General features: G+C 73.2%; 20 protein-coding genes. 6 read left to right on the top strand and 14 right to left on the bottom strand.

Features of this window, described 5'->3' with window-relative positions; genetic code table 11:
• Window positions 1–3: 3 nt before the first annotated feature.
• Window positions 4–1,143, top strand: a complete 1,140-nt coding sequence (locus HHX33_RS05520) for an acyl-CoA dehydrogenase family protein (RefSeq protein WP_138460871.1) — start codon at window positions 4–6, stop codon at window positions 1,141–1,143.
• Between the two features lie 27 nt (window positions 1,144–1,170).
• On the opposite strand, the gene HHX33_RS05515 is transcribed toward HHX33_RS05520, so the two are convergent.
• Window positions 1,171–1,818, bottom strand: a complete 648-nt coding sequence (locus tag HHX33_RS05515) for a hypothetical protein (protein ID WP_182873608.1) — start codon at window positions 1,816–1,818, stop codon at window positions 1,171–1,173.
• A gap of 172 nt (window positions 1,819–1,990) precedes the next feature.
• A complete protein-coding gene (locus HHX33_RS05510) occupies window positions 1,991–2,590 on the bottom strand; it encodes a DUF349 domain-containing protein (RefSeq protein ID WP_182873607.1) in 600 nt (199 codons plus the stop codon).
• Window positions 2,591–2,795: 205 nt separating this feature from the next.
• On the opposite strand from HHX33_RS05510, the gene HHX33_RS05505 reads away from it, so the two are divergent.
• Window positions 2,796–3,134, top strand: coding sequence for a hypothetical protein (locus tag HHX33_RS05505; protein WP_182873606.1), 339 nt, complete (start codon window positions 2,796–2,798; stop codon window positions 3,132–3,134).
• 110 nt (window positions 3,135–3,244) lie between these two features.
• Window positions 3,245–3,820 carry an NAD(P)H-dependent oxidoreductase gene (locus HHX33_RS05500; protein WP_310741227.1) on the top strand — a complete coding sequence of 192 codons (576 nt, stop codon included), beginning with the start codon at window positions 3,245–3,247 and terminating at the stop codon, window positions 3,818–3,820.
• A gap of 37 nt (window positions 3,821–3,857) precedes the next feature.
• Here HHX33_RS05500 and HHX33_RS05495 read toward each other — a convergent pair whose 3' ends face one another.
• From HHX33_RS05495 to HHX33_RS05450, 10 genes are read right to left on the bottom strand one after another with little or no spacing between them, the layout of a single operon-like run.
• Window positions 3,858–4,580 carry a VOC family protein gene (locus HHX33_RS05495; protein ID WP_182873604.1) on the bottom strand — a complete coding sequence of 241 codons (723 nt, stop codon included), beginning with the start codon at window positions 4,578–4,580 and terminating at the stop codon, window positions 3,858–3,860.
• Between the two features lie 9 nt (window positions 4,581–4,589).
• Window positions 4,590–5,210 carry an HAD-IA family hydrolase gene (locus HHX33_RS05490; RefSeq protein ID WP_182873603.1) on the bottom strand — a complete coding sequence of 207 codons (621 nt, stop codon included), beginning with the start codon at window positions 5,208–5,210 and terminating at the stop codon, window positions 4,590–4,592.
• 10 nt (window positions 5,211–5,220) lie between these two features.
• A complete protein-coding gene (locus tag HHX33_RS05485; RefSeq protein ID WP_182873602.1) occupies window positions 5,221–6,303 on the bottom strand; it encodes an MSMEG_0565 family glycosyltransferase in 1,083 nt (360 codons plus the stop codon).
• Window positions 6,300–7,130, bottom strand: coding sequence for a carbon-nitrogen hydrolase family protein (locus HHX33_RS05480; RefSeq protein WP_259402205.1), 831 nt, complete (start codon window positions 7,128–7,130; stop codon window positions 6,300–6,302). Before HHX33_RS05480 ends, HHX33_RS05485 begins: the two co-directional genes overlap by 4 nt.
• A gap of 2 nt (window positions 7,131–7,132) precedes the next feature.
• A complete protein-coding gene (locus HHX33_RS05475) occupies window positions 7,133–7,978 on the bottom strand; it encodes a carbon-nitrogen hydrolase family protein (protein WP_182873600.1) in 846 nt (281 codons plus the stop codon).
• On the bottom strand, window positions 7,975–9,471 hold the full coding sequence (locus tag HHX33_RS05470; protein WP_220501498.1) for an MSMEG_0567/sll0787 family protein: 1,497 nt from the start codon (window positions 9,469–9,471) through the stop codon (window positions 7,975–7,977). The genes HHX33_RS05475 and HHX33_RS05470 overlap by 4 nt, the downstream gene beginning before the upstream one ends.
• On the bottom strand, window positions 9,441–10,502 hold the full coding sequence (locus HHX33_RS05465) for an MSMEG_0568 family radical SAM protein (RefSeq protein WP_220501497.1): 1,062 nt from the start codon (window positions 10,500–10,502) through the stop codon (window positions 9,441–9,443). Before HHX33_RS05465 ends, HHX33_RS05470 begins: the two co-directional genes overlap by 31 nt.
• Window positions 10,503–10,506: 4 nt before the next feature.
• Window positions 10,507–11,022: an MSMEG_0572/Sll0783 family nitrogen starvation response protein gene (locus tag HHX33_RS05460; protein ID WP_111702059.1), complete on the bottom strand. Its 516-nt coding sequence runs from the start codon at window positions 11,020–11,022 to the stop codon at window positions 10,507–10,509.
• A gap of 25 nt (window positions 11,023–11,047) precedes the next feature.
• Complete coding sequence (locus HHX33_RS05455) at window positions 11,048–11,863, bottom strand: amidohydrolase family protein (RefSeq protein ID WP_138460864.1); 816 nt, start codon at window positions 11,861–11,863, stop codon at window positions 11,048–11,050.
• 4 nt (window positions 11,864–11,867) lie between these two features.
• A complete protein-coding gene (locus HHX33_RS05450) occupies window positions 11,868–13,190 on the bottom strand; it encodes an MSMEG_0569 family flavin-dependent oxidoreductase (RefSeq protein WP_182873599.1) in 1,323 nt (440 codons plus the stop codon).
• A gap of 217 nt (window positions 13,191–13,407) precedes the next feature.
• Here HHX33_RS05450 and HHX33_RS05445 point away from each other — a divergent pair, with 217 nt between their 5' ends.
• Both HHX33_RS05445 and HHX33_RS05440 read left to right on the top strand, forming a co-directional pair.
• Entirely contained in the window at window positions 13,408–14,289 is an 882-nt protein-coding gene (locus HHX33_RS05445; RefSeq protein WP_182873598.1) for a DMT family transporter, read from the top strand.
• 329 nt (window positions 14,290–14,618) lie between these two features.
• Window positions 14,619–15,311: a lytic polysaccharide monooxygenase auxiliary activity family 9 protein gene (locus HHX33_RS05440; protein WP_111702065.1), complete on the top strand. Its 693-nt coding sequence runs from the start codon at window positions 14,619–14,621 to the stop codon at window positions 15,309–15,311.
• Window positions 15,312–15,392: 81 nt separating this feature from the next.
• Here the strand turns inward: HHX33_RS05440 and HHX33_RS05435 are convergent, their stop codons facing one another.
• On the bottom strand, window positions 15,393–16,952 hold the full coding sequence (locus tag HHX33_RS05435) for a M28 family metallopeptidase (protein ID WP_138460862.1): 1,560 nt from the start codon (window positions 16,950–16,952) through the stop codon (window positions 15,393–15,395).
• A gap of 165 nt (window positions 16,953–17,117) precedes the next feature.
• Window positions 17,118–17,978: a D-alanyl-D-alanine carboxypeptidase family protein gene (locus HHX33_RS05430; protein WP_259402152.1), complete on the bottom strand. Its 861-nt coding sequence runs from the start codon at window positions 17,976–17,978 to the stop codon at window positions 17,118–17,120.
• A gap of 258 nt (window positions 17,979–18,236) precedes the next feature.
• Here HHX33_RS05430 and HHX33_RS05425 point away from each other — a divergent pair, with 258 nt between their 5' ends.
• Window positions 18,237–19,526 carry a C39 family peptidase gene (locus tag HHX33_RS05425; RefSeq protein ID WP_182873596.1) on the top strand — a complete coding sequence of 430 codons (1,290 nt, stop codon included), beginning with the start codon at window positions 18,237–18,239 and terminating at the stop codon, window positions 19,524–19,526.

Genomic DNA, 19,526 nt, shown 5'->3' with positions numbered 1-19,526 from the left:
ACGGTGACTGTCGAGCGGCTGCTGCCCGGGCAGGACGCCCGGGACCTGATCGAGCTGACCCGGGAGATCGCCGACAAGGAGCTCGCCCGCCGCGTCGACGAGCACGAGCGCGCCGAGACCTATCCCGAGGGGCTGTTCGCCACGCTCGGCTCCGCCGGGCTGCTCGGCCTGCCCTATCCGGAGGAGTACGGCGGGAGCGGCCAGCCGTACGAGGTGTATCTCCAGGTCATCGAGGAACTCGCGGCGCGGTGGGCGGCCGTCGCGGTCGCGGTCAGCGTCCACACGCTGGCCTGCTTCCCCCTGGCGGAGTACGGCACGGCGGAGCAGCGGGAGCGCCTGCTGCCGGACATGCTGGCCGGGCGGCTGATCGGCGGCTACAGCCTGTCGGAGCCGCAGGCCGGCTCCGACGCCGCCGCCCTGACCTGCAGGGCCGAGAAGACCGAGGGCGGCTACCGGATCACCGGCACCAAGGCGTGGATCACGCACGGCGGCCGGGCGGACTTCTACGCGCTGTTCGCCCGCACCGGCCCGGGCTCGCGCGGCGTCTCCTGCTTCCTCGCACCCGGCGCGGCCGAGGGCCTGACGTTCGGCCGCCCCGAGGAGAAGATGGGCCTGCACGCCATCCCGACCACCACCGCGCACTGGGACGGCGCGGTGATCGAGGCGGACCGGCTCATCGGCGCGGAGGGACAGGGCCTCTCCATCGCCTTCGGGGCGCTCGACTCCGGCAGGCTGGGCATCGCCGCCTGCGCGACCGGGCTCGCCCAGGCCGCGCTCGACGAGGCCGTCGCGTACGCCAAGGAGCGCGAGACGTTCGGCAAGAAGATCATCGACCATCAGGGGCTCGGCTTCCTGCTCGCCGACATGGCCGCCGGAGTCGACGCCGCCCGCGCCACCTACGTCGACGCGGCCCGCCGCCGCGACGCCGGACTGCCGTACAGCAGGCAGGCCAGCGTCGCCAAACTGGTCGCGACCGACACCGCGATGCGGGTCACCACCGACGCGGTCCAGGTCTTCGGCGGGTACGGCTACACGCGCGAGTTCCGGGTCGAGCGCTACATGCGCGAGGCCAAGATCATGCAGATCTTCGAGGGCACCAACCAGATCCAGCGCCTCGTCATCAGCCGCCACCTCGCCAGGTAGCGCATCGGCCTGGTCGGAGCGCCACCGTCACTGGAGGCTGGGCAGCCTGTAGACCCAGTACGTGCCCTGCCGGCCCGAGATGTCGTACGGCGTCCTCACCGCGTCCGGATAACCGTACGTTGTGGGAATCTTGTTGCCCCGTGTCCTGTCCAGGGAGGCTTCGGGGGTGTCGTAGACGCTCTCGACGATGAAGGGGACGTTGCTCCCGGCCTCCTTGGCCGCGGCGAGGAGGTCACTCTGGAAGATCCGGAGGCGGGCCTTGCAGCCCGTGCACGGCCCGATGTTGCTGATCAGGATGACCTGGACGCTCTGGGCGGCGACGTCGAATCCCCGGCCGGTCATCCACTCGTAGGCCTCGAGCAGAGTGGTGACCTCGCTGTCCTGCTGCGAGAGCCTGGCCTCGTCCACGCTGATCTCCGCGGGACGTTCGGCACCGTCTGCCCTCGTGAGGGTGTAGTAGCCCTGGCCGGACCTGGGCGCCGCGACCGGGGTCAGGTAGCAGCTTTCATCGTCGCCCTGGGAAGGGATGTTGCCGTCGACGATCACCATGATCCGGGAGTACAGCCCGGGTTCCCCTACCTGATGGTCCTTCGCGGCGAGCTGGTGGACTACGGCCAGTTCCCGCACGATCGCCTGGGTTCGCGCGTCAGAGCCCTGAGCGTGAGTGTGTGACATCGTTGTCCTCTTCGATCCGGGGACTCCACCTTCTCACCGGGGGAGAGGTAATCAAGGGGTGCCGGTGTCCTGTTCCGGCCAGCACCGCAGGCAGGGGCCCTGTCGCCTCATATCCGTACCGATCCTCGGAGCCGGCATCGCGGAGCGGAGGACGGAAAGCCGGTTCCACGGCTCAGCTGATCCAGTTGACGAGAACGCCTATGGGCACGGACGCCACCAGGCCGAGCGCGAAGAACAGCAGCTGCTGGCGCCGCTCGGCGCGAATGGTGGCCTTTGTCTCGCCGATCAGAATCTCCCGGATCTTCTCGGCCTGCTCCTTGTCGACTTCAAGAAGCTTCTGCTGCCGTTCGGCTTCGGTGAGGAGCGCTTCGCGGGCCGCCTGCTGCGCTTTGAGATCGCGCTGGAGCTCGTTCATCAGGGTCGCCGCTTCGGTGAACGCGTCGCTGACTGCTCTGATCCGGTCGTTCAGCCGCTTGCCGGGCTCGTCGGCGGCCGCGTCGAGTCGTCGCCGGTCCCGGCCACGTCGCAGCCGATCCAGAACTCCGAGGGCGACATACGGCATCGACAGGAGGGCACCAGTCAAGATCCAGACAGGGCTCAGCGGGTTGATCGCGGGAGCTGGAATCCGATCGATCAACGTATAGGTGGTGGCGACGGTCAATGCGATCGCAGAAAGAGTCGCGGCCTTGTACAAGCCTGGTAAGAGGCGCCTGCCGTACTTGGAGAGCGGGGAAGCCGGGTGGCCGGAGGAGGCGTCCGAGTCATTGCTCATGCCTCAATTGGACCCCGTCGCCGTGCCACCGGAAGGATCATCGGCCAAATCACGCGGATCTTCGAGGGTGGCGATCAGATCCGGCGCCGCGTCGTCAGCCGCCGCCTCGCCCGCCGAAGACGGCCGCGTGCGGCACCGGGCCCACGCGTTAGTCTCGCTCCGGAGCCTCATACCTGGACGACGCGGACGGAGGTGCGTGCGGCGGATGACCGAGACAGACCCGCACATCCATGTCGAGCAGAAGGTCATGCAGGCCGGTGCCGTCTACCGCGGTCTGCTCACGTCGTCGCTGGGGCGCGCGCCCGACGCGCCGAGCGTCGTCACCACCGGGTGCGGTCTCCAGGTGCCGTACGCGATGACCTCGCCTCGTCCGGAGAGCGTCACCTGCCTCGCGTGCCGCGAGCACGCGCACCGGGAGCACCTGCGCTACGCCGAGCAGGTGGAGCGCCTGGGCGGGATGCCCGGCGCGCCCGTGACCGGGGCTCAGGCGGCCGAGGCCGCGCGATGGGCCCGCGACGTCGCGAAGCGGTTCTCGGGCCGGTAACCCCGCAGGACACCGGGCCTCCCGGGATGGGGAGACCCGGTCGGTGCCCGTTCCGATCACGGCGTACCGTGGTGGGCGTTATATCCCTTGGATCGCTAAATGGGGGAATCGTGGGGAAGCCGGTTCTGCAGATCGTCGTCGCCAGCACGCGACCGGGGCGGACGGGGCTGCCGGTCGCGCGGTGGTTCCGGGAGCGCGCGGTCGCGCACGACGCGTTCGAGGTCGAGCTCGTCGACCTGGCGGAGGTGAACCTCCCGTTCCTGGACGAGCCCCACCACCCCCGGCTGCGGCAGTACGTCAACCAGCACACCAAGGAGTGGAGCGCGACCATCGAACGCGGCGACGCCTTCGTGTTCGTCACCCCGGAGTACAACTACGGCTTCAACGCGGTGCTGAAGAACGCCATCGACTACCTGCACCACGAGTGGCAGTACAAGCCGGTCGGGTTCGTCAGCTACGGCGGGGTCTCCGCCGGGACGCGCGCGGTGCAGATGCTCAAGCAGGTCGTCACCACGCTGAAGATGGTGCCGGTGTCCGAGGCGGTCTCGATCCCGTTCGTCACCCAGTTCGTCGACGCGGAGGGCGGCCTGCGGCCCAACGACGTGATGGACAGCTCGGCGGACGCGATGCTGGCCGAGCTCGCCCGGCTCGCCGCCGCGCTGCGGCACCTGCGCCCCGCCGCCTGACGCCCGGGAACGCGGCCGGGAACCAACCCGGGGGTGGTCACCCGGGCAGGGAGCCGGTCTCGGGGTCCCGTCCGGTGAGGCAGTAGACCCCGCCGGCCGGGTCGCGCATGACGATCCAGTGCCGCCCGCGCGCCACGAACGCCGCCCCGTGCCGCTCGTGCCGTACGCGGGCGGCCTCGGGATCGGCGCAGGCCAGATCGACGTGGGCGGTGCGGCCCGGCCCGTCGCCGAGCCGCTGCAGCAGGAGGCGTACGGGCATGTCCGGGCTTCGCAGCACCGTGAACTCGGGCAGCGAGCCGGTGAGCGGGGGCCATCCGGTCAGCGCCGCCCAGAACGCCACCTCCTCGCCGTACGCGCCGGGGGCGACGTCGAGGCAGACCTGGTCGAGGCGGGTGGCGGCGAACACGGGCGGCCGCCGGGCCGCCCCCTCCCACGGGGTGAGGCAGAACGCCCTGCCCTCGGGGGAGCGGAGCACGGCCCAGTCGCCGTGGTCGGCCGCGACGGCGGCGCCGAGCGCGACGGCCCTGGTCACCTCGGCGCGGACGTCGTCCACCTCCAGATCGACGTGGGCGCCGCCGCCGTCGCGTACGGCCTGGAGCTTCACGCAGGCGTCGCCGTCCTCCGGCAGCAGCGTGGCCCACTCCCCGTCGCCGCCCCGGCGGGCCGACAGCCGGGTGCCGGTGACGGCGGTCCAGAACGCCGCGCCCGCCGCGAACCGATCACGGGGCCGGTCGACATAGGCCACGATCCAGCGCACCATGACCGGAGCCTAGTCCGCCAGCAGGGGGAGCAGCGCCGCCTCCAGGTCCGCCGGCACGCGGTAGTGGACGCCGGTCATGCCGAGGGCGCTCGCCGCGGCGACGTTCTCGGCCCGGTCGTCCACGAACAGGCACCGCTCCGCCGGCGTGCCCGCGTGCTCGACGGCGATCTCGAAGATCCGCCGGTCGGGCTTGACCACGCCCACGTCGTAGCTGCTCACCACGTGATCGAAGGCGTCGTGCAGCTCCAGCTCACGCAGGTGGGCGGCCAGCTCGGAGGTCGCGTTGCTGACGAGCACGACGGGAACGCGGGCGCGGGCCCGCGTGAGCAGCGCCAGCACCTCCTCGTCGGCCCAGGTGCGGGCCGTGACCCACTCGTCGATCAGCGCGCCCGCCCGCGCCGCCGAGCCCACCAGCTCGGCGAGCACGGGCACGGCCGACGCCAGCCACTCCTCGCGGGTCACGAGCCCGGTCAGTGCGGGGACCACCAGCGCCGAAGCGCCGGTCACCCGGGCCACCGTCCCCGGCTCCACCCCGTACGCCTGCTCGATCTCCGCCTGCTGCTCCAGGTCCTGCAGTTTCAGGACGCCGTCGAAGTCGCACAGCACCGCGTCGAATGGTCTGCCCGCCACGCTTCAGAGCCTACGCGGCCAGTGCCGTGTAGAAGGCGATGTGGCGTTCGGCGGCGGCGGACCAGGTGTGGCGGGCGGCGAGCTCCCGGCCCGCCGTACGCCTGCCGGGGTCGTCGGCCGCGAGGGCGTCGCGAAGCCCGGCGGCGAGGGCGGGCGGCCCGGCGGCGAAGCGCGCGGCCGGGCCGAAGACCTCCCGCAGCACCGGCAGATCGCGGACCACCAGGGGGACGCCCGCCGCGAGCGCCTCCATCGCGGCCAGGCCGAAACCCTCCTTCAGGGAGGGGAAGGCGAAGGCGTCCGCGCCCGCCACCAGCGACGGCAGATGGGCGTCGGGCACCGGGCCGAGGACCACCGGGCCGGCGCCCAGCTCCGCCGCGCGGGCCTCCCACCGCGCCCGGTAGTCGCGGTAGTCGAAGAGCGTCTCACCGCCGGCGATCACCAGCCGGACGTCCGGGTGCGTCCCGCGCAGCAGCGCGTACGCCTCCAGCAGGTCGAGCGAGCCCTTGCGCGGCTCGATGCCGCCGACCGTCAGGACGTAGGTCCCCAGGCGGCGGCGCCACTCGCGGACGGCGGCCGGGTCGGCGGACGCGAACCGTTCGGCGGCGACCCCGTTGGGGATCACCGTGGCCCTGATGCCCCAGCCGGCCTCCAGCTCGGCCGCCACCGCCGCCGACACGCAGACGTGCGCGTACGGGGTGACGATCGCGCGCTCGTGGCAGGCGGCCAGCTCGGGGGTGGTGAAGTGGTCGACGTGGTGGACCGTGCGCACGCAGTCGCCCGCCGCGTTGGCGCTGATGCAGTCCTGGGCGTGCACGACGTCGTAGGCGGCGGCGGCCGGGGCGAAGGCCGCGCGCAGCACGGCGATCGACCGCAGCACCCGCGCGCCGACGGCCTCGCCGGGGATGTCGGGGAACGGCACCACGCGCAGCCGTACGGCGGGCTCGACCGGGCGGAAGAACCCCGCGTCGCCGCCCCGGCCGAGCGTCCACACCGTCACCCGCTGCCCGGCCGCCGCCAGCGCCTCGGCCAGGGCGAGGGTGTGCACGACCCCGCCGCGCGGCTTGGTCGAGTAGCTGAGCAGCGCGATGTTCATGTGGCGGTCTCCCGGTAGACGTCCGGCCTGCGCTCCCGGATGTGGTGGAGGATGCGCCGGGCGCGGTCGATCTCGGCCGCGACGTCGATCTCGGCGACGGCGAGCCCGGCCTTGGACCAGGTGCGGGCGAGCACGTCGCCGCCCGGGCCGACGACCTTGGCCTGCCCGAGGAACCGCATGCCGCCCATCACCCCGGTCTGGTTGGAGGAGGCGAGCACGACCTGGTTCTCGGCGGCCCGCGCCTGGTCGTACAGGTCGAACAGGCGCGACTGCCGGTCCTGGGCCATCCGCGGCGCGCGGTTGGTGACGCTGGTCGGCCAGGCCGACAGGCAGGCGAGGATCTGCGCGCCGCCGAGGGCGAGGCTGCGGGCCGACTCCGGGAAGGTCTTGTCGTAGTCGATCAGCATGCCGATCCGCCCGGCGGGGGTGTCGAACGCCTCGAACCGGTCGCCGGGCGCGTAGGCCGCCGTCTCGCCCGCGGGCAGGTGCACCTTGCGGTGCAGGCCGAGCACGCCGTCGCCGCTGACGCAGACGGCGGCGTTGTAGCGGGCATCGCCGCCGTCCTCGCAGAACCCGACGCACACGACCATCTCGGCGGCCAGCGCCGCCACGCGGGCGATCACCGCGTCGTCCGGCTTCAGCGCGGGCGGCAGCGCGTCGGGGTCCGGGCGGCGCAGGTCGGCGAGGTAGCCGCCGAGCGCGGCGTCGGGCAGCACCAGCAGCCCCGCGCCCGCGCCGCGCGCGTCGGCGATCAGCTTGGCCACGCGGGCGAGGTCGAACTCCAGGTCGCGGCCGAAGTGGGCGGCCGCGGCGGCGATCCGCAGCATGCTCACGATCGGCCTTCGCGCCGCGGCCCGTACGTCTCCGGGCGGCGGTCGCGCAGGTGGCCCATCGACCGGCGGGCGGTCTCCAGCGCCGCCGGCACGTCGATCTCCGCGACCGCCATGCCCGCCCCCACGCCGGTCCCCGCGAGGATCTCGCCGCCGGGCTCCACGACCTTCGCGCTGCCGACGAAGCGCAGCGACCCGAACGTGCCGGCCTGGTTCGCCGACAGCCACACGATCTGGTTCTCCAGGGCCCGCGCCCGGTCGAACAGGTCGAACCGCCGCTTCCAACGGTCCCGCTCCAGGTCCGGCGCCGCGTCCGTACGGGACCCGGGCCAGGCGGACACGCACACCCCGATCTGCGCGCCGTCCAGGGCCAGCGCGCGGGCGGCCTCCGGGAACGCCTTGTCGTAGCAGATCATCATGCCGATCCTGCCGACGGGCGTGTCGAAGGCGCGGAACCCGTCGCCGGAGGAGTAGCTGGCGTTCTCGCCGAGCGGCTGGTGGACCTTGCGGTGGTTGCCGAGGACCCCGTCGCCGCTCACGCACACCACGCTGTTGTAGCGGGCGTCGCCGCCGTCCTCGCAGTAGCCCGCGATCACGACCATGTCGCCGGCGAGCGCGGCCAGCCTCCGGATCTCGGGACCGTCCACGGCGAGCGGGGGAGGCCCCGCGTCCGCGGTGTCGCCGTCGAGGCTGAGAAGGTAACCGCCCAGGCACGCCTCGGGCAGCGCGAGCAGCCGTACGTCGCCGGTGCGGGCCTCCTTGATCAGGCGTTCGGCGACCGCGAAGTCGTCTTCGAGGTCGCGGCCGAACCCGGCGGACACCGCCGCCATGCGAAGGGCGCTCACGCGGTCCCCAATCCGGTCACCGGGCCGCCCACGGCCTCCGTGACCTGTCCGTCGGGCCAGCGCAGCGACACGCCCCGGCCGGTGGTCAACTCCCCGCAGACCCGCGAGACGGCCGGGCCCGCGGGCGGCGCCGGCGCGTCCGGCCGGTCCGCCGTGAGCATGCCGAAGCCGGGAAAACAGGTGAGCCAGTCGCCCATGGAGGCGGCGGCCGGGCGCGGCACCGCGGCCACGTCCAGCACGGCCCCGCAGCCGCCCGCCTCGGCCAGCATGCCGAGCGTGCCGGCGATCCCGGCCATCGACACGTCCTTGGCGGCGGCGGGCCGGGCCGCCGCGACCGCGCCGAGCATCTCGCGCAGCTCATCCGTACGGCGGCCGGTGGTGGAGTCCCACTGGCGGCTCCGGTACCCGGGCCGCCAGCCGCCGCCGAGGTCGGCGGTGAGCCGTACGGCGTGGCCCGGGCGCCCGCCGCCTCCCGGCACCGGCCGGGCGGTCCGTCCCAGCGCGGTGACCGACAGCGCCGACGGCACCCCGAGCTGCGTGTGCCCGCCGAGCACCGGCACGCCGTACGCGCGGGCGGCCCGTGAGAGGCCGCCGATCACCCGGGCGGCGTGCGCGGCGTCGGGCGCGGCGAGCGCGTCGAGCAGCCCGGCCGGGGCGGCGCCCATCGCGGCGAGGTCGTTGAGGTTGACCAGGACGGCGCACCAGCCGGCCCACTCCGGGTCACGTTCGACCATGGACGGCACGATCGCGTCGCAGGCGGCGACGAGATCGCTGCCGGGCACCGGCGCGCCGTCGTCACCGACGAAGCCCGGCCCGCCCAGCCGCGCCGGACCGCCCGGCAGGGCGGCCAGCAGCGGGCCGAGCGCCGACTTGGCCGCGGCCGCCTGCGCCGCGATCCGGCCGATCGGGTGGCGCATCAGCACGTGCGGCGCGCCCGCGACCTCCACGGGCCGCACCCGCGCCCAGCCGAGCCGCCGGAAGAACGCCTCCGCCCCGGCCCGTACGGTCGCCTCGAACCGCAGCGCGCCCTCCGCCTCGGCGCGGGCGCAGGCCGCCCGCACCAGCGCAGCGCCGATGCCTCCGCCCACATGCCGAGTGCCGCGGGCGGCGGGGGCCACGACCAGCCGTCCGCCCGTCCACCAGCCGATGTCGGGGCCGTCGCCGGCCGGGCCGAGCCGCACCCCGCCGGCGACCGAGCCGGCCGGGTCCCGGGCCACCAGCACGACCGTGCGCGGGTCGTCGTCCCGGTCGTCGAGGTCGTGGCCCTCGAACAGGCACTGCTCCCGGACGAACGCCTCCCGGCGGAGGCGGTGGTAGGCCGCAAGAGTCGCGGCGTCCCCGGCCTGCTCTATCCGGAGGCCGGTCCGGCGGGACAGCGTGCTGTGGTCGCCGAGCAGCGCGAGGATGTCTGGCGGGGTCTCCCGCGCCGGGGCACGCGTGCCGCCGTCGAGGTACACGGCCCTCACCCGCCCGCCGCGCTCAGCACGCCGCACGCTCCGCAGGCGGCGCAGCCCGCGCCCTGGTCCGCGCCGCGCATGCCGGCCGCGCGCAGCAGCGCCGCCACGCTCTCGGTGACGTGCCGCAGCACGTCGGCGGTCGGCGCGCCGATCCCGTCGCGGGCGGCGAGCGTGCCCCGCATCGGGCGGAACGGGACCACGAAGGGGTAGACCCCCCGGTCGATCAGCCGGCCCGCGCCCGCGATCAGCTCGCCGGGGTTCTCGCCCAGCCCGATCAGCAGGTACGTCGAGACGCGGTTGCGCCCGAAGACCCGGACCGCCTCGTCCCAGGCGGCCTCGTACTCGCGCAGCGGCACCGACGACTTGCCCGGCATCCAGCGCCGCCGCACCTCCTCGTCCAGGGACTCCACGTGGATGCCGATCGCGGTGGCCCCGGCCTCGCGCAGCGCGCCGATCCAGGCGAGGTCGCCCGGCGGCTCGCACTGCACCTGGATCGGCAGCCCCGGGACGGCCTCCAGCACGGCGCGCACGCACCGCGCCAGGTTCCGCGCCCCCCGGTCGCGCCCGGCGGTGGTGCCGGTGGTCATCACCATCTGCCGGACGCCGTCGAGCCGCACCGCCGCCTCCGCCACCTCGGCGAGCTGGGCGGGCGTCTTGGCGGCGGTCGTGGCGCCCGACCGCAGCGACTCCTCGATGGTGCAGAACCGGCAGCGGTCGGCCTCGCCGTACCGGACGCAGGTCTGCACGACGGTCGTGGCCAGCACGTCCGCGCCGTGCAGCCGGGCGATCCGCTCGTAGGGCACGCCGTCGGCGGTGACCAGGTCGTAGAACCGGGGCCTGCGGACGGGGACCAGCGTGACTCCGGTGTCCTGCTCGCCGAGCCAGACCGTGCCGTCCCGCACCGTGAACGGGCTGTCGGGGTTGACCGGGAGCGCGGCGCCGGCGCCGTCCACGAGGACGTGGCCGTCGCCGCTGGGCCCGGCGCCCTCCGGCCGCCGCACGGGGGTGTCCAGCGCCACGCCGCGCAGGGCCAGCTCGGCGCGGGTCATGATCCGTACGTCGGTCACGGCGCTAGAGCTGGTAGGTGGAGTTGATGACGGCGCCCTTGCGGGCGTAGTGGATCAACGCGTCCTGCACGTCCAGCGGGTGGGTCGGGATGACGCCCTCGATCAGGTCCTCCTCGCGGGCGCCGTGCAGGGACAGGCCGAAGCGGCAGCAGTAGACCTTCCCGCCCTCGGCGATGAACGTCTTGAGCTGGTTGTTGATGTTGTGCTCGCCGGGGAAGGCCGAGTTGCCGGTGGTCGGGAAGCCGCGGGTGGCCAGGCAGTTCAGCGAGCCGGGGCCGTAGAAGTAGATGGCGGTCTCGAAGCCCTTGCGCAGGGCGCGGGTGGCCTGGAGCACGGCCACGAAGCTCACCGACGACTCGTGCGCGATGCCGTGGACGAGCGTGAAGTACGACTCGCCGTTCTCGGCCTTGTAGTCGGGGAAGACCTTCGTGGTGCCGTAGATGGTGGAGCCCTCGGGCAGCGACGGGTGGGGGATCTCCTCGATGCTCTTCTTCTCGAGGTCGGTCATGTCGACGGTCACGTGCTTCTCCTTCGAATAGGTGGGATCAGTCGTAGAGAGAGGCGAAGGTGTCGTGGAAGACGAGGCGGCCCAGTTCGCCGCCGCCGGTCGCGGCGCGCATCCGGGCGTGCTCGCCCGCGAAGTCGCCCCACGGCTGGTCGCTGGCGAACAGCACCCGGTCGTGGCCGAGGCCGCGCCGCTCGATCTCCCGGGCCAGCCAGTACGGCGCGAAGCCGATGGCCCAGGACAGGTCGGTGTAGACGCGCTTGCCGGCCGCGATCCAGTCGAAGAACCGGGAGCCGGCCAGCTTGATGTGGCCGCTCATCCCGCCGCCGAAGTGCACCAGGTGGACCGGCACGCGGTCGGCGTACCACTCGACCAGGTGGCCGACCTCGTCGATGTCGGAGGCGGCGCCGGGGGAGGTGTGGACGTGGACGACCAGCCCGTGCCGCGCGGCCGCCGCGAAGATCCGGTCGAGTCCGGGCCGGCAGGCGGGGTCGGTGGGACGGCCGCCCAGGAGGAAGCTGAGCTTCAGGGCCCGCACGCCCGCCTCGCCCGCCAGGGCGAGGGCGCGGGCGGTGCGCTCCTCGTCGCGCGGCAGCGGCGAGACCCACAGCCCGGCGCGGACGCGGTCGTCGGCCTGCGCCGCCTCCAGCGCGAGTTCGTTCAGCGCGAAGGCGGCGTCCGGGTCGGGCACGCCGTAGTTGGGCAGCACGAGCGCCCGCTCGGTGCCCTCCGCGTCGAGGTCGGCGATGAGCCGCCTGACGGTGGCGCGGGCGGTGACGTCCGGGTTCACGGGAGGGCCGCCGTAGAAGGGGTGGGCGGGCAGTACGCCGATGTGGCGGTGCGCGTCGAAGACCATGGCGTCACCCGACCGGGAGGGCGGGGGAGAGTCCGGCGGGGGCCCCGGTGAGCGCCCCGCACACGTCGGCGAGTCTCCGGGACGCCTCGATGTGGGCGGCCAGGAACTCGGCGTCCCGGCCCACGGCCGCCAACCGGCCCGAGCCCCACGTGTGCTGCCAGGGCAGCCCGAGGAAGTGCAGCCCCGGGCAGCTCGTCACGCCGCGCCAGTGCATCGGGTAGCCGCGCCCGTCGAACGCGGGGATCTCGATCCATCGGTGGTCGCGGGTGAACCCGGTCGCCCAGACGACCGAGGTGACCCCGGCCTCCGCGAGGTCGAGGTGACGCACCGGCTCGCCGGGTTCCCAGACCGGGACGTAGCGGGGCTCGGTGGGGGCGGCGACGCCGCGGGCCGCGATGTGGGCGTCGATGGCGTCCTTGATGCCCTCGGCCACCGCGTCGGCCCGGTCGAGGTTGTCCTTCAGGTCGCCGGCGAACTCCAGCCTCGTGCCGTCCACGCCGGTCAGCCGGCCGTACAGGCGCATGCCGTCGCGCGCGAAGGCCCGCAGGTCGATGTCGCGCCCGCCGTCGCGGCCGGTGACGTAGTGGTTGGCGCGCATGCGCACGGCGTCGGCGTCGCCGAACTCGTCGATGCTCCTGGTGTAGTGGCCCATGTCGTGCAGCCACGCCACGCAGTCCCGGCCGCGGTAGAAGCGGGCCACCCGGGGCGCGCCGCCGACCGCGAGATGCACCCGGCGGCCGGCGAGGTGGAGGTCCTCGGCGATCTGGCAGCCCGACTGCCCGGTGCCGACCACCAGGACCTCGCCCTCGGGCAACTGGGCCGGGCGGCGGTAGCGGGAGGAGTGGACCTGCTCGACGCCGGCCGGCAGCCGCTCGGCCAGGCGGGGCAGCGACGGCGCGTGGTAGGGGCCGGTCGCCACCACCACCTGGTCGGCGGTGAGGTCCCCGGCGGTCGTCGCGAGCTCGAAGACCCCGCTCACGGCCCGCCGCAGCCGGGTCACCCGTACGCCCTCGGCCAGCGGCGGCCCGAAGGACGCGGCGTAGTCCTCCAGGTAGCGGACGACCTCCTCGCGGACCATGAAACCGTCGGGGTCGGCTCCCTTGTAGGGGAAGCCGGGCAGGTCGCACTGCCAGTTGGGGGTCACCAGGCAGAAGGAGTCCCAGCGGCGCTCGCGCCACTCGTGGCCCACCCGGTTCGCCTCGACGACGACGTGATCGACGCCGCGCCGGCCCAGGCAGTGGCTGATCGACAGCCCGGCCTGTCCGCCGCCGACGACCGCCACCGGGTAGTGTGCCCCGGCGAGCCGCGGCGTGCTGTGTGCTGCCATCCGGACCTCCAGGCGGTGCCATCGCTCTCGTGACGGCTACTTCAGTCCGGGTGTGTTACCGATCGGCGGCATCCGGAATAAAAAGCGGTTACCGATCGGACACCCTGCGTCACCGTGCGGGGTGATGGACACGTCGCACGCGACCCGGGCGGGACCGGGGACGGGCGCATAACCTGGGAGGACGCGACCGGCGCGCGAGGGGGTGGGGCGCGGGCTCATGATCGTCACGGTGTTCCTCGGCCTCGCGGCGGCGGCCCTCCTCGGGCTGGGCTTCGTCGCGCAGCAGCACGTCGCGTACACCGAGCCGCTGGGCGAGATGCTGCACGTGCGCCTGCTGCTCGACCTCGCGCGCAAGCCGGTGTGGCTGGCCGGGATCGCCCTGATGGTCGGCGGCCAGATCGCCGGCGCGCTGGCGCTGCGGCGCGCCGACGTGGCGTCGGTCGAGCCGCTTCTGGCGACCAACCTCATCTTCGCCCTGGGCGCGGCGGCCCTGCTGTACCAGGAACGCCTGGGCGGGACGGAGTGGCTGGGGGCGGTGCTGGTCAGCGGGGGCGTCGCCGCGTTCCTGGTGGCCGGGCGCCCGCACGGGGGCGGGATGCCGGCGTCGGGGTCCCTGGCGTGGATCGCCGTGCTCGTCGTGGTCGCCGTCGCCGCCGGAACGGTCGTGGTGGCGCTGCGGGTGCCCCTGCAGACCAAGGCGATGCTGTTCGCCGCCGCGGCCGGGGCGTTGTACGGCCTGCAGGACGCGCTCACCCGCGGGGCCCTGCTCACGCTGGCGCGGGGACCGGGGGCACTGTTCGCCTCCCCGCAGCTCTACGCGCTGCCGGTGATCGCGGTGACCGGCATCCTGCTCAACCAGAGCGCGTTCGACGCCGCGCCGCTGCGGATCTCGCTGCCCGCCACCACCGCGACCGAGCCGATCGTCGGCATCCTCCTCGGCGTCGCCCTCTTCGGCGAGCGCCTGCGCGTCGACCCGCCCGCCCTGGCGGGGGAGGTGGGCGGGCTGGTCGCGCTGGTGGCGGGCATCGTCGTCCTCGGCCGTTCGCCGTTCCTGCACAAGTCGGAGCAGGGCCCGAGCGGCCGCCCCGACCCGTCGTGATCAACTCCGTCGTGATCCGCGGCGGCCGGCTTCCTCCCGCTGTAAGCCGCCGCTCGGCCGGGCGGCGCTTGGGCGGCGCTCGTGCCGCGCTGAAAGGTACATGCGCGGCGGGTCCGGTTCCGCCCCCCGCACAGGTCGCGGTGTCCCGCTGTCAACGGCCAGGTCGGACGGGCCGTGCCGTGGGCCCGGTGTCCGGGCGGCGGCGCGGCGATGGATCTTACAGACATGAGTAAGGCTTGCCGACTCCGGCCTGTCGGCTACGATCGCAGCAACTCGGGAGCGCTCCCCATCTCGCCCGGAACCCCCCACCGGAAGATGGAGACCCAACAGTGCACACGCAGTCACAGCCCCACGCACAGCTCCACGCACGCCCCCGCGCCCGCCGCTGGGCCCCGCGTCTCACGGCCCTGCTGACCGCGTCGGCGGCCTGCCTGGCCACCTGGACGGGCGCCGCCCTCGCCCACGGCTCCGTCATCGACCCCGCCTCCCGCGTCTACGGCTGCTGGCAGCGCTGGGGCAACGACTTCCAGAACCCGGCCATGGCCCAGCAGGACCCGATGTGCTGGCAGGCGTGGCAGGCCGAGCCCAACGCCATGTGGAACTGGAACGGCCTGTACCGCAACGGCCTCGGCGGCAACTTCCAGGCCGGCATCCCCAACGGGCAGCTGTGCAGCGGCGGCCACGCCGAGAGCGGCCGCTACAACGCGATGGACGCGGTCGGCGCGTGGAAGACCACCACCATCCGCAACAGCTTCACGGTCAAGCTCCAGGACCAGGCCAGCCACGGCGCCGACTACTTCCTCGTCTACGTGACCAAGCCGGGCTTCGATCCGACCAGGCAAGCCCTGACCTGGAACGACCTGCAGCTGCTGACCCGCACCGGCAGGTACGCGCCGAGCCAGAGCTACTCGATCAACGCCAGCACGTCCGGGCGCAGCGGCCGGGCCGTCGTCTTCACGATCTGGCAGGCCTCGCACATGGACCAGGCGTACTTCATCTGCAGCGACGTCGTCTTCAGCTGACGGCGGGGTGAGACGCGGCGGGCCCCGCCGGACGCGAAGTCCGGCGGGGCCCGGAGGACGACCCCGCGTACGGCCGGGGGATCAGCTCGCGGTCAGGACGTGCCCGTGGTCCGCGTGGGCGCCCGCGGAGGCCGCGGCGGTCCGGGCGGTGGGCCGGGTGTCCGGCCCGGGCAGGTCGCGGCTGAAGGCGTAGACGACGGCCGCCGTGGCGATCGCGCCGGTGTTCAGCGCGAGGGCCTTGTCGTTGATGTTCGCGATGGTGTCGCAGGCCTTGTGGTAGCAGGAGTCGTACGCCTGGCCGGCGGTGCCGCCGAACAGCGCCTGCTCCTCGGGGGTCTTGACGCCCTCCGCGCCCGTGAACAGCCCGCCCGCGGGAATCCCGGCGTCGATGAACGGCCCGTAGTCCGACCGCCCGTCGAAGTCGGTGCCCACGTGGCCCTGCCGGATGGTGTCGAAGTACTTCACGAAGAGCTTCTCGATCTCGTCGGAGCCGGCCGGTCCGGCGGGCGCGCCGGTGGCGTCGGAGTCGTCACCGTCGTAGATCTTGAGCGCGTAGTTGGGGGAGGCGACCATGTCGAAGTTCAGATACAGCTTGATCTTCGCCAGGTCGGCCGGCGACAGGCTCGCGACGTAGTGCTCCGAGCCGAGCAGGCCCAGCTCCTCGGCGCTCCAGAAGGAGAAGCGCAGCGCGTTCCGGGTCGGGACGGCGCCGAGCTTCGCGGCGACCTCCAGGATCGCGGCGCTGCCCGAGCCGTTGTCGTTGATGCCCGGCCCCGGCACCACGCTGTCGAGGTGCGCCCCGATCTGAACCACCTTGTTCGGGTCGCCCCACCTGGAGTCGGCGATGACGTTGTGGGTGGTGCGGATCTCGCTGGTGGTGCTCGTCCTGACGTGGACGACGGTCCCGGCGGTGCCGGCCAGCTCCTGGCCGACCGCGAAGCTCACGCCCACGACGGGAATGTGCACGGTGGGCGCGCCCAGCGTGCCCTGCAGGGTCTCGGTGCGCCCCGGCTGGCCCTCGTTCATGATGATGACCGCGGCCGCCCCGGCGGCCTGCGCGTTCTCCGCCTTGACCTGGAAGGTGCAGGTGCCGCGCTGGACCAGCGCCACCGAGCCGGCCGGGAACGAGGCGAAGTCGGCGGCCTCGCAGCCGGAGGTGGAACTGCTGGGCGTCGGCCCGGGCGGCAGCATCAGGTCGACGTTCCGGACGGCGGCCGTGACGTCGCCGGAACCGGAGTAGGTCATCGTCGCGAACTCCCCGACGGTGCTGCCGTCCGGCGGAGTCGGCGCGTACGTCTTCGGGGTCGGCGCGGTGCGCTCCAGCGACGCGGTGGCGTTCTCCTTGAAGAACGGGAACTCGAACGCCTGCAGGGTCACCTTGTAACCGGCCTTCTTCAGCACCCCGGCGACGTAGTCGCGGGAGGCCACGTGGCCGGGAGTGCCGGCGGCCCGGGTGTGACCGTTGGCGTCGGCTATCTGCTGCAGCTTCGTCAGGTGCTTCTTGACCGCGGACGCGACGATCGTCTGCACGACCCCCGCGGGGTCGGGGTCGGCGTTCGCCGGCGCGGCGGGCAGGAGGGGAAGCACGAGGGCGGACGCCGCGACGGCGACTGCGCCCCGCATGCCGAGGGTGGCGCGCATTGGGCTCTCCTTCGGGTCCAATGACGATCCGAGACGGCCCAGCAGACTGGAGACCGAGATCGGCCTCCGCTGGACACTGATCGGGAAACTAACCGCGTTCCGCCGATGTGGGAAGGCCCTCTTTTCCGGAGTGTTTTCCGGACGCCACCTTTTCTGGTGAAGAAATCAGCTTTCGGCCGCCCAGTCGAGCAGAGATCCGGCGGTGTCCCAGCGGCGGCTGGAGTCGTCCTCGCCGAGGATGACGCCGACCAGCCGGTGGTCGTGGCGGTCGGCGGCGAACGCCAGGCAGAACCCGGCGGCGTTGGTGAAGCCGGTCTTCACGCCGATCGCGCCGGGCAGGCCGAGCATGTGGTTGGTGTTGGACCAGTCGTACCTGCCGTCGCCGGTCGAGTGGTGCCGGGTCGAGGTGATCTCGGTGAAGACCGGATTCCGCAGCGTGATCGCCGCGAGGCGGGCCTGGTCGCGGGCGGTGGAGTAGCCGTCGCCGTCGCGCGTGGGCAGCCCGTCGGCGTTGACGTAGTGCGTGTCCTTCAGTCCGAGGCTCTTGGCGGCGGCGTTCATCTTGGCCACGAAGCCGGTCACGCCCGGGCCGTACACGCGGGCCAGGGCGTGCGCGGCGTCCGCGCCCGAGGGGAGCAGCAGCGCGTAGAGCAGTTCCCCGACCGGAAGGCTGTCGCCGGGCTCGAGATCGGCCGTCGTGCCGTCGTTGTTCCAGGCGTACTCGACATCCTCACGCTTGATCTTGACGCGGTCGTCGAGGTTCGCCTCCCGCAGGACGACATAGGCGGTCATGATCTTGGTGAGGCTGGCGACCGGCATCCGCTTGCCGGCGTTCTTGTCCAGCAGTTCCTGTCCCGTGGTCGCGTCGAAAAGATAGACGGCACGGCCGTACGCGTGCGGCGCCGTGTACGCGGGAAACGCCGTGGTGTGCTCGCGGACCAGAGCGGTGGCCGGGCCGGGAGCGGCCGTGGCGGGCTGCGCGAGCGCGGGCGACGCGACCCCTGTGAACAGGGCAAAGGCCGCCATGGAGACACCAAGAAAAAGCTTACGGGTCGGCATGCGTTTCAGCGTGCCATGACGATTCCTGCCCTTCGGACGATCAATAGCAAAATATTGGCAAAACGCGTGACTAATGTGACTTCTGGGGGTTTAAGGCATAAGTGGTGGTGCGGCGAGGGGTGCGAGCGTGCGGGCGCGGCGGGGCCGGATACGTATTCCTGCCGATGCGCCGGGCCGCCCGGGTTCCCTACCGTCGAGGACGCCGACGAGACCCCGAGGTGAGCCATGCGCGTGCCGACCGCGTTCCTGTCCACCCTCCTGTCCGCCTTCCTGACGGTTGTCCTGACGGCATCCGTCCTCACCGTCCCCTCCCCGGCCACCGCCGCCGTGGCCGGGGCCAAACCCCCGCCGGGCGGCGTCGACGTCGTCTACCAGAGGGCGGTCTTCGGCCCCGGCACTCGGGAGGGCGTGAAGGCGGGGAGGACCCTCTCCTTCGCCGCCCCCGTGGGCACGATCTCGTACACCGACGCGCTCGGCACGAAGAGCTGGGAGTACGCCCGGTGGACCGGCCCCGAGCGGCCGGTCGGGTTCGCCGCCACCGAACTGGTGGCCTCGTGGACCGCCGACGTCCCGGCCGGCAGCTGGCTGCAGGTCGAGATGCGCGGCCGCCACGCCGCCGGGCAGACGAAGTGGTACGTCCTCGGTCGCTGGGCGTACGGCGACGAGGACATCCGCCGCACGTCGCTGCCGGGGCAGCGCGACGCCGACGGCACGGTCTCGGTCGACACGTTCGTGGCCGCGGCGGGCCGGGCGATCACCGCGTACCAGCTGCGTGTGACGTTGTACCGCACGCCCGGCTCGGCCGTACGGCCGGTGGTCCGCACGCTCGGCGCGATGGCCTCCGCCGTGCCGGACCGGGAGACGGTCCCGGTGAGCCCGGGCGGCATCGCGTGGGGCGTCGAACTGCCCGTGCCGCGCCGTTCGCAGAACGTCCACGAGGGCCACTACCCGCAGTGGGACGGCGGGGGAGAGGCCTGGTGCAGCCCGACCTCGACCACCATGGCGCTCGGTTACTGGGGGAGATGGCCCAGCGCGCGGGACACCTCCTGGGTCGACCCCTCCGACCCCGACCCCGAGGTCGACTACGCCGCCCGCCACACCTACGACTACGCCTACGAGGGCGCGGGCAACTGGCCGTTCAACACCGCCTACGCCGGGCGGTACGGAATGGAGGGGTTCGTCACCCGGCTGCGCTCGCTGACCGAGCTGGAGCGGCTGATCAGAGCGGGCGTCCCGGTCGTCACCTCCCAGTCGTTCAAGGCGGAGGAGCTGCCCGGCGCGGGATACAGCACCAACGGCCACCTCATGGTGATCATCGGCTTCACCGCCACGGGCGACGTCATCGCCAACGACCCCGCCTCGCGGGACGACGACGCCGTACGCCACGTGTATCCGCGGGCCGCGTTCGAGAACGTCTGGCTGCGCAGCACCGGCAGCGGCGGGGTCGTCTACGTCATCCACCCGCCGGGCCACCGGCTGCCCGCCACGACGCCGGGCCTGCCGGCCAACTGGTGA

Source organism: Microbispora sp. H10670 (assembly GCF_014161385.1).
In the GTDB taxonomy this organism is placed as follows: Bacteria; Actinomycetota; Actinomycetes; order Streptosporangiales; family Streptosporangiaceae; genus Microbispora; species Microbispora triticiradicis.
Note: the sequence above shows the minus strand (reverse complement) of the source record. Positions and strands in the feature narration are given on the sequence as shown.

Coding starts and splice junctions, on each gene's coding strand:
- HHX33_RS05515 (WP_182873608.1), bottom strand. CDS start 1,818: ATGTCACACACTCACGCTCAGGGCTCTGACGCGCGAACCCAGGCGATC.
- HHX33_RS05510 (WP_182873607.1), bottom strand. CDS start 2,590: ATGAGCAATGACTCGGACGCCTCCTCCGGCCACCCGGCTTCCCCGCTC.
- HHX33_RS05505 (WP_182873606.1), top strand. CDS start 2,796: ATGACCGAGACAGACCCGCACATCCATGTCGAGCAGAAGGTCATGCAG.
- HHX33_RS05495 (WP_182873604.1), bottom strand. CDS start 4,580: ATGGTGCGCTGGATCGTGGCCTATGTCGACCGGCCCCGTGATCGGTTC.
- HHX33_RS05485 (WP_182873602.1), bottom strand. CDS start 6,303: ATGAACATCGCGCTGCTCAGCTACTCGACCAAGCCGCGCGGCGGGGTC.
- HHX33_RS05480 (WP_259402205.1), bottom strand. CDS start 7,130: ATGCTGCGGATCGCCGCCGCGGCCGCCCACTTCGGCCGCGACCTGGAG.
- HHX33_RS05455 (WP_138460864.1), bottom strand. CDS start 11,863: ATGGTCTTCGACGCGCACCGCCACATCGGCGTACTGCCCGCCCACCCC.
- HHX33_RS05450 (WP_182873599.1), bottom strand. CDS start 13,190: ATGGCAGCACACAGCACGCCGCGGCTCGCCGGGGCACACTACCCGGTG.
- HHX33_RS05445 (WP_182873598.1), top strand. CDS start 13,408: ATGATCGTCACGGTGTTCCTCGGCCTCGCGGCGGCGGCCCTCCTCGGG.
- HHX33_RS05435 (WP_138460862.1), bottom strand. CDS start 16,952: ATGCGCGCCACCCTCGGCATGCGGGGCGCAGTCGCCGTCGCGGCGTCC.
- HHX33_RS05430 (WP_259402152.1), bottom strand. CDS start 17,978: ATGGCGGCCTTTGCCCTGTTCACAGGGGTCGCGTCGCCCGCGCTCGCG.
- HHX33_RS05425 (WP_182873596.1), top strand. CDS start 18,237: ATGCGCGTGCCGACCGCGTTCCTGTCCACCCTCCTGTCCGCCTTCCTG.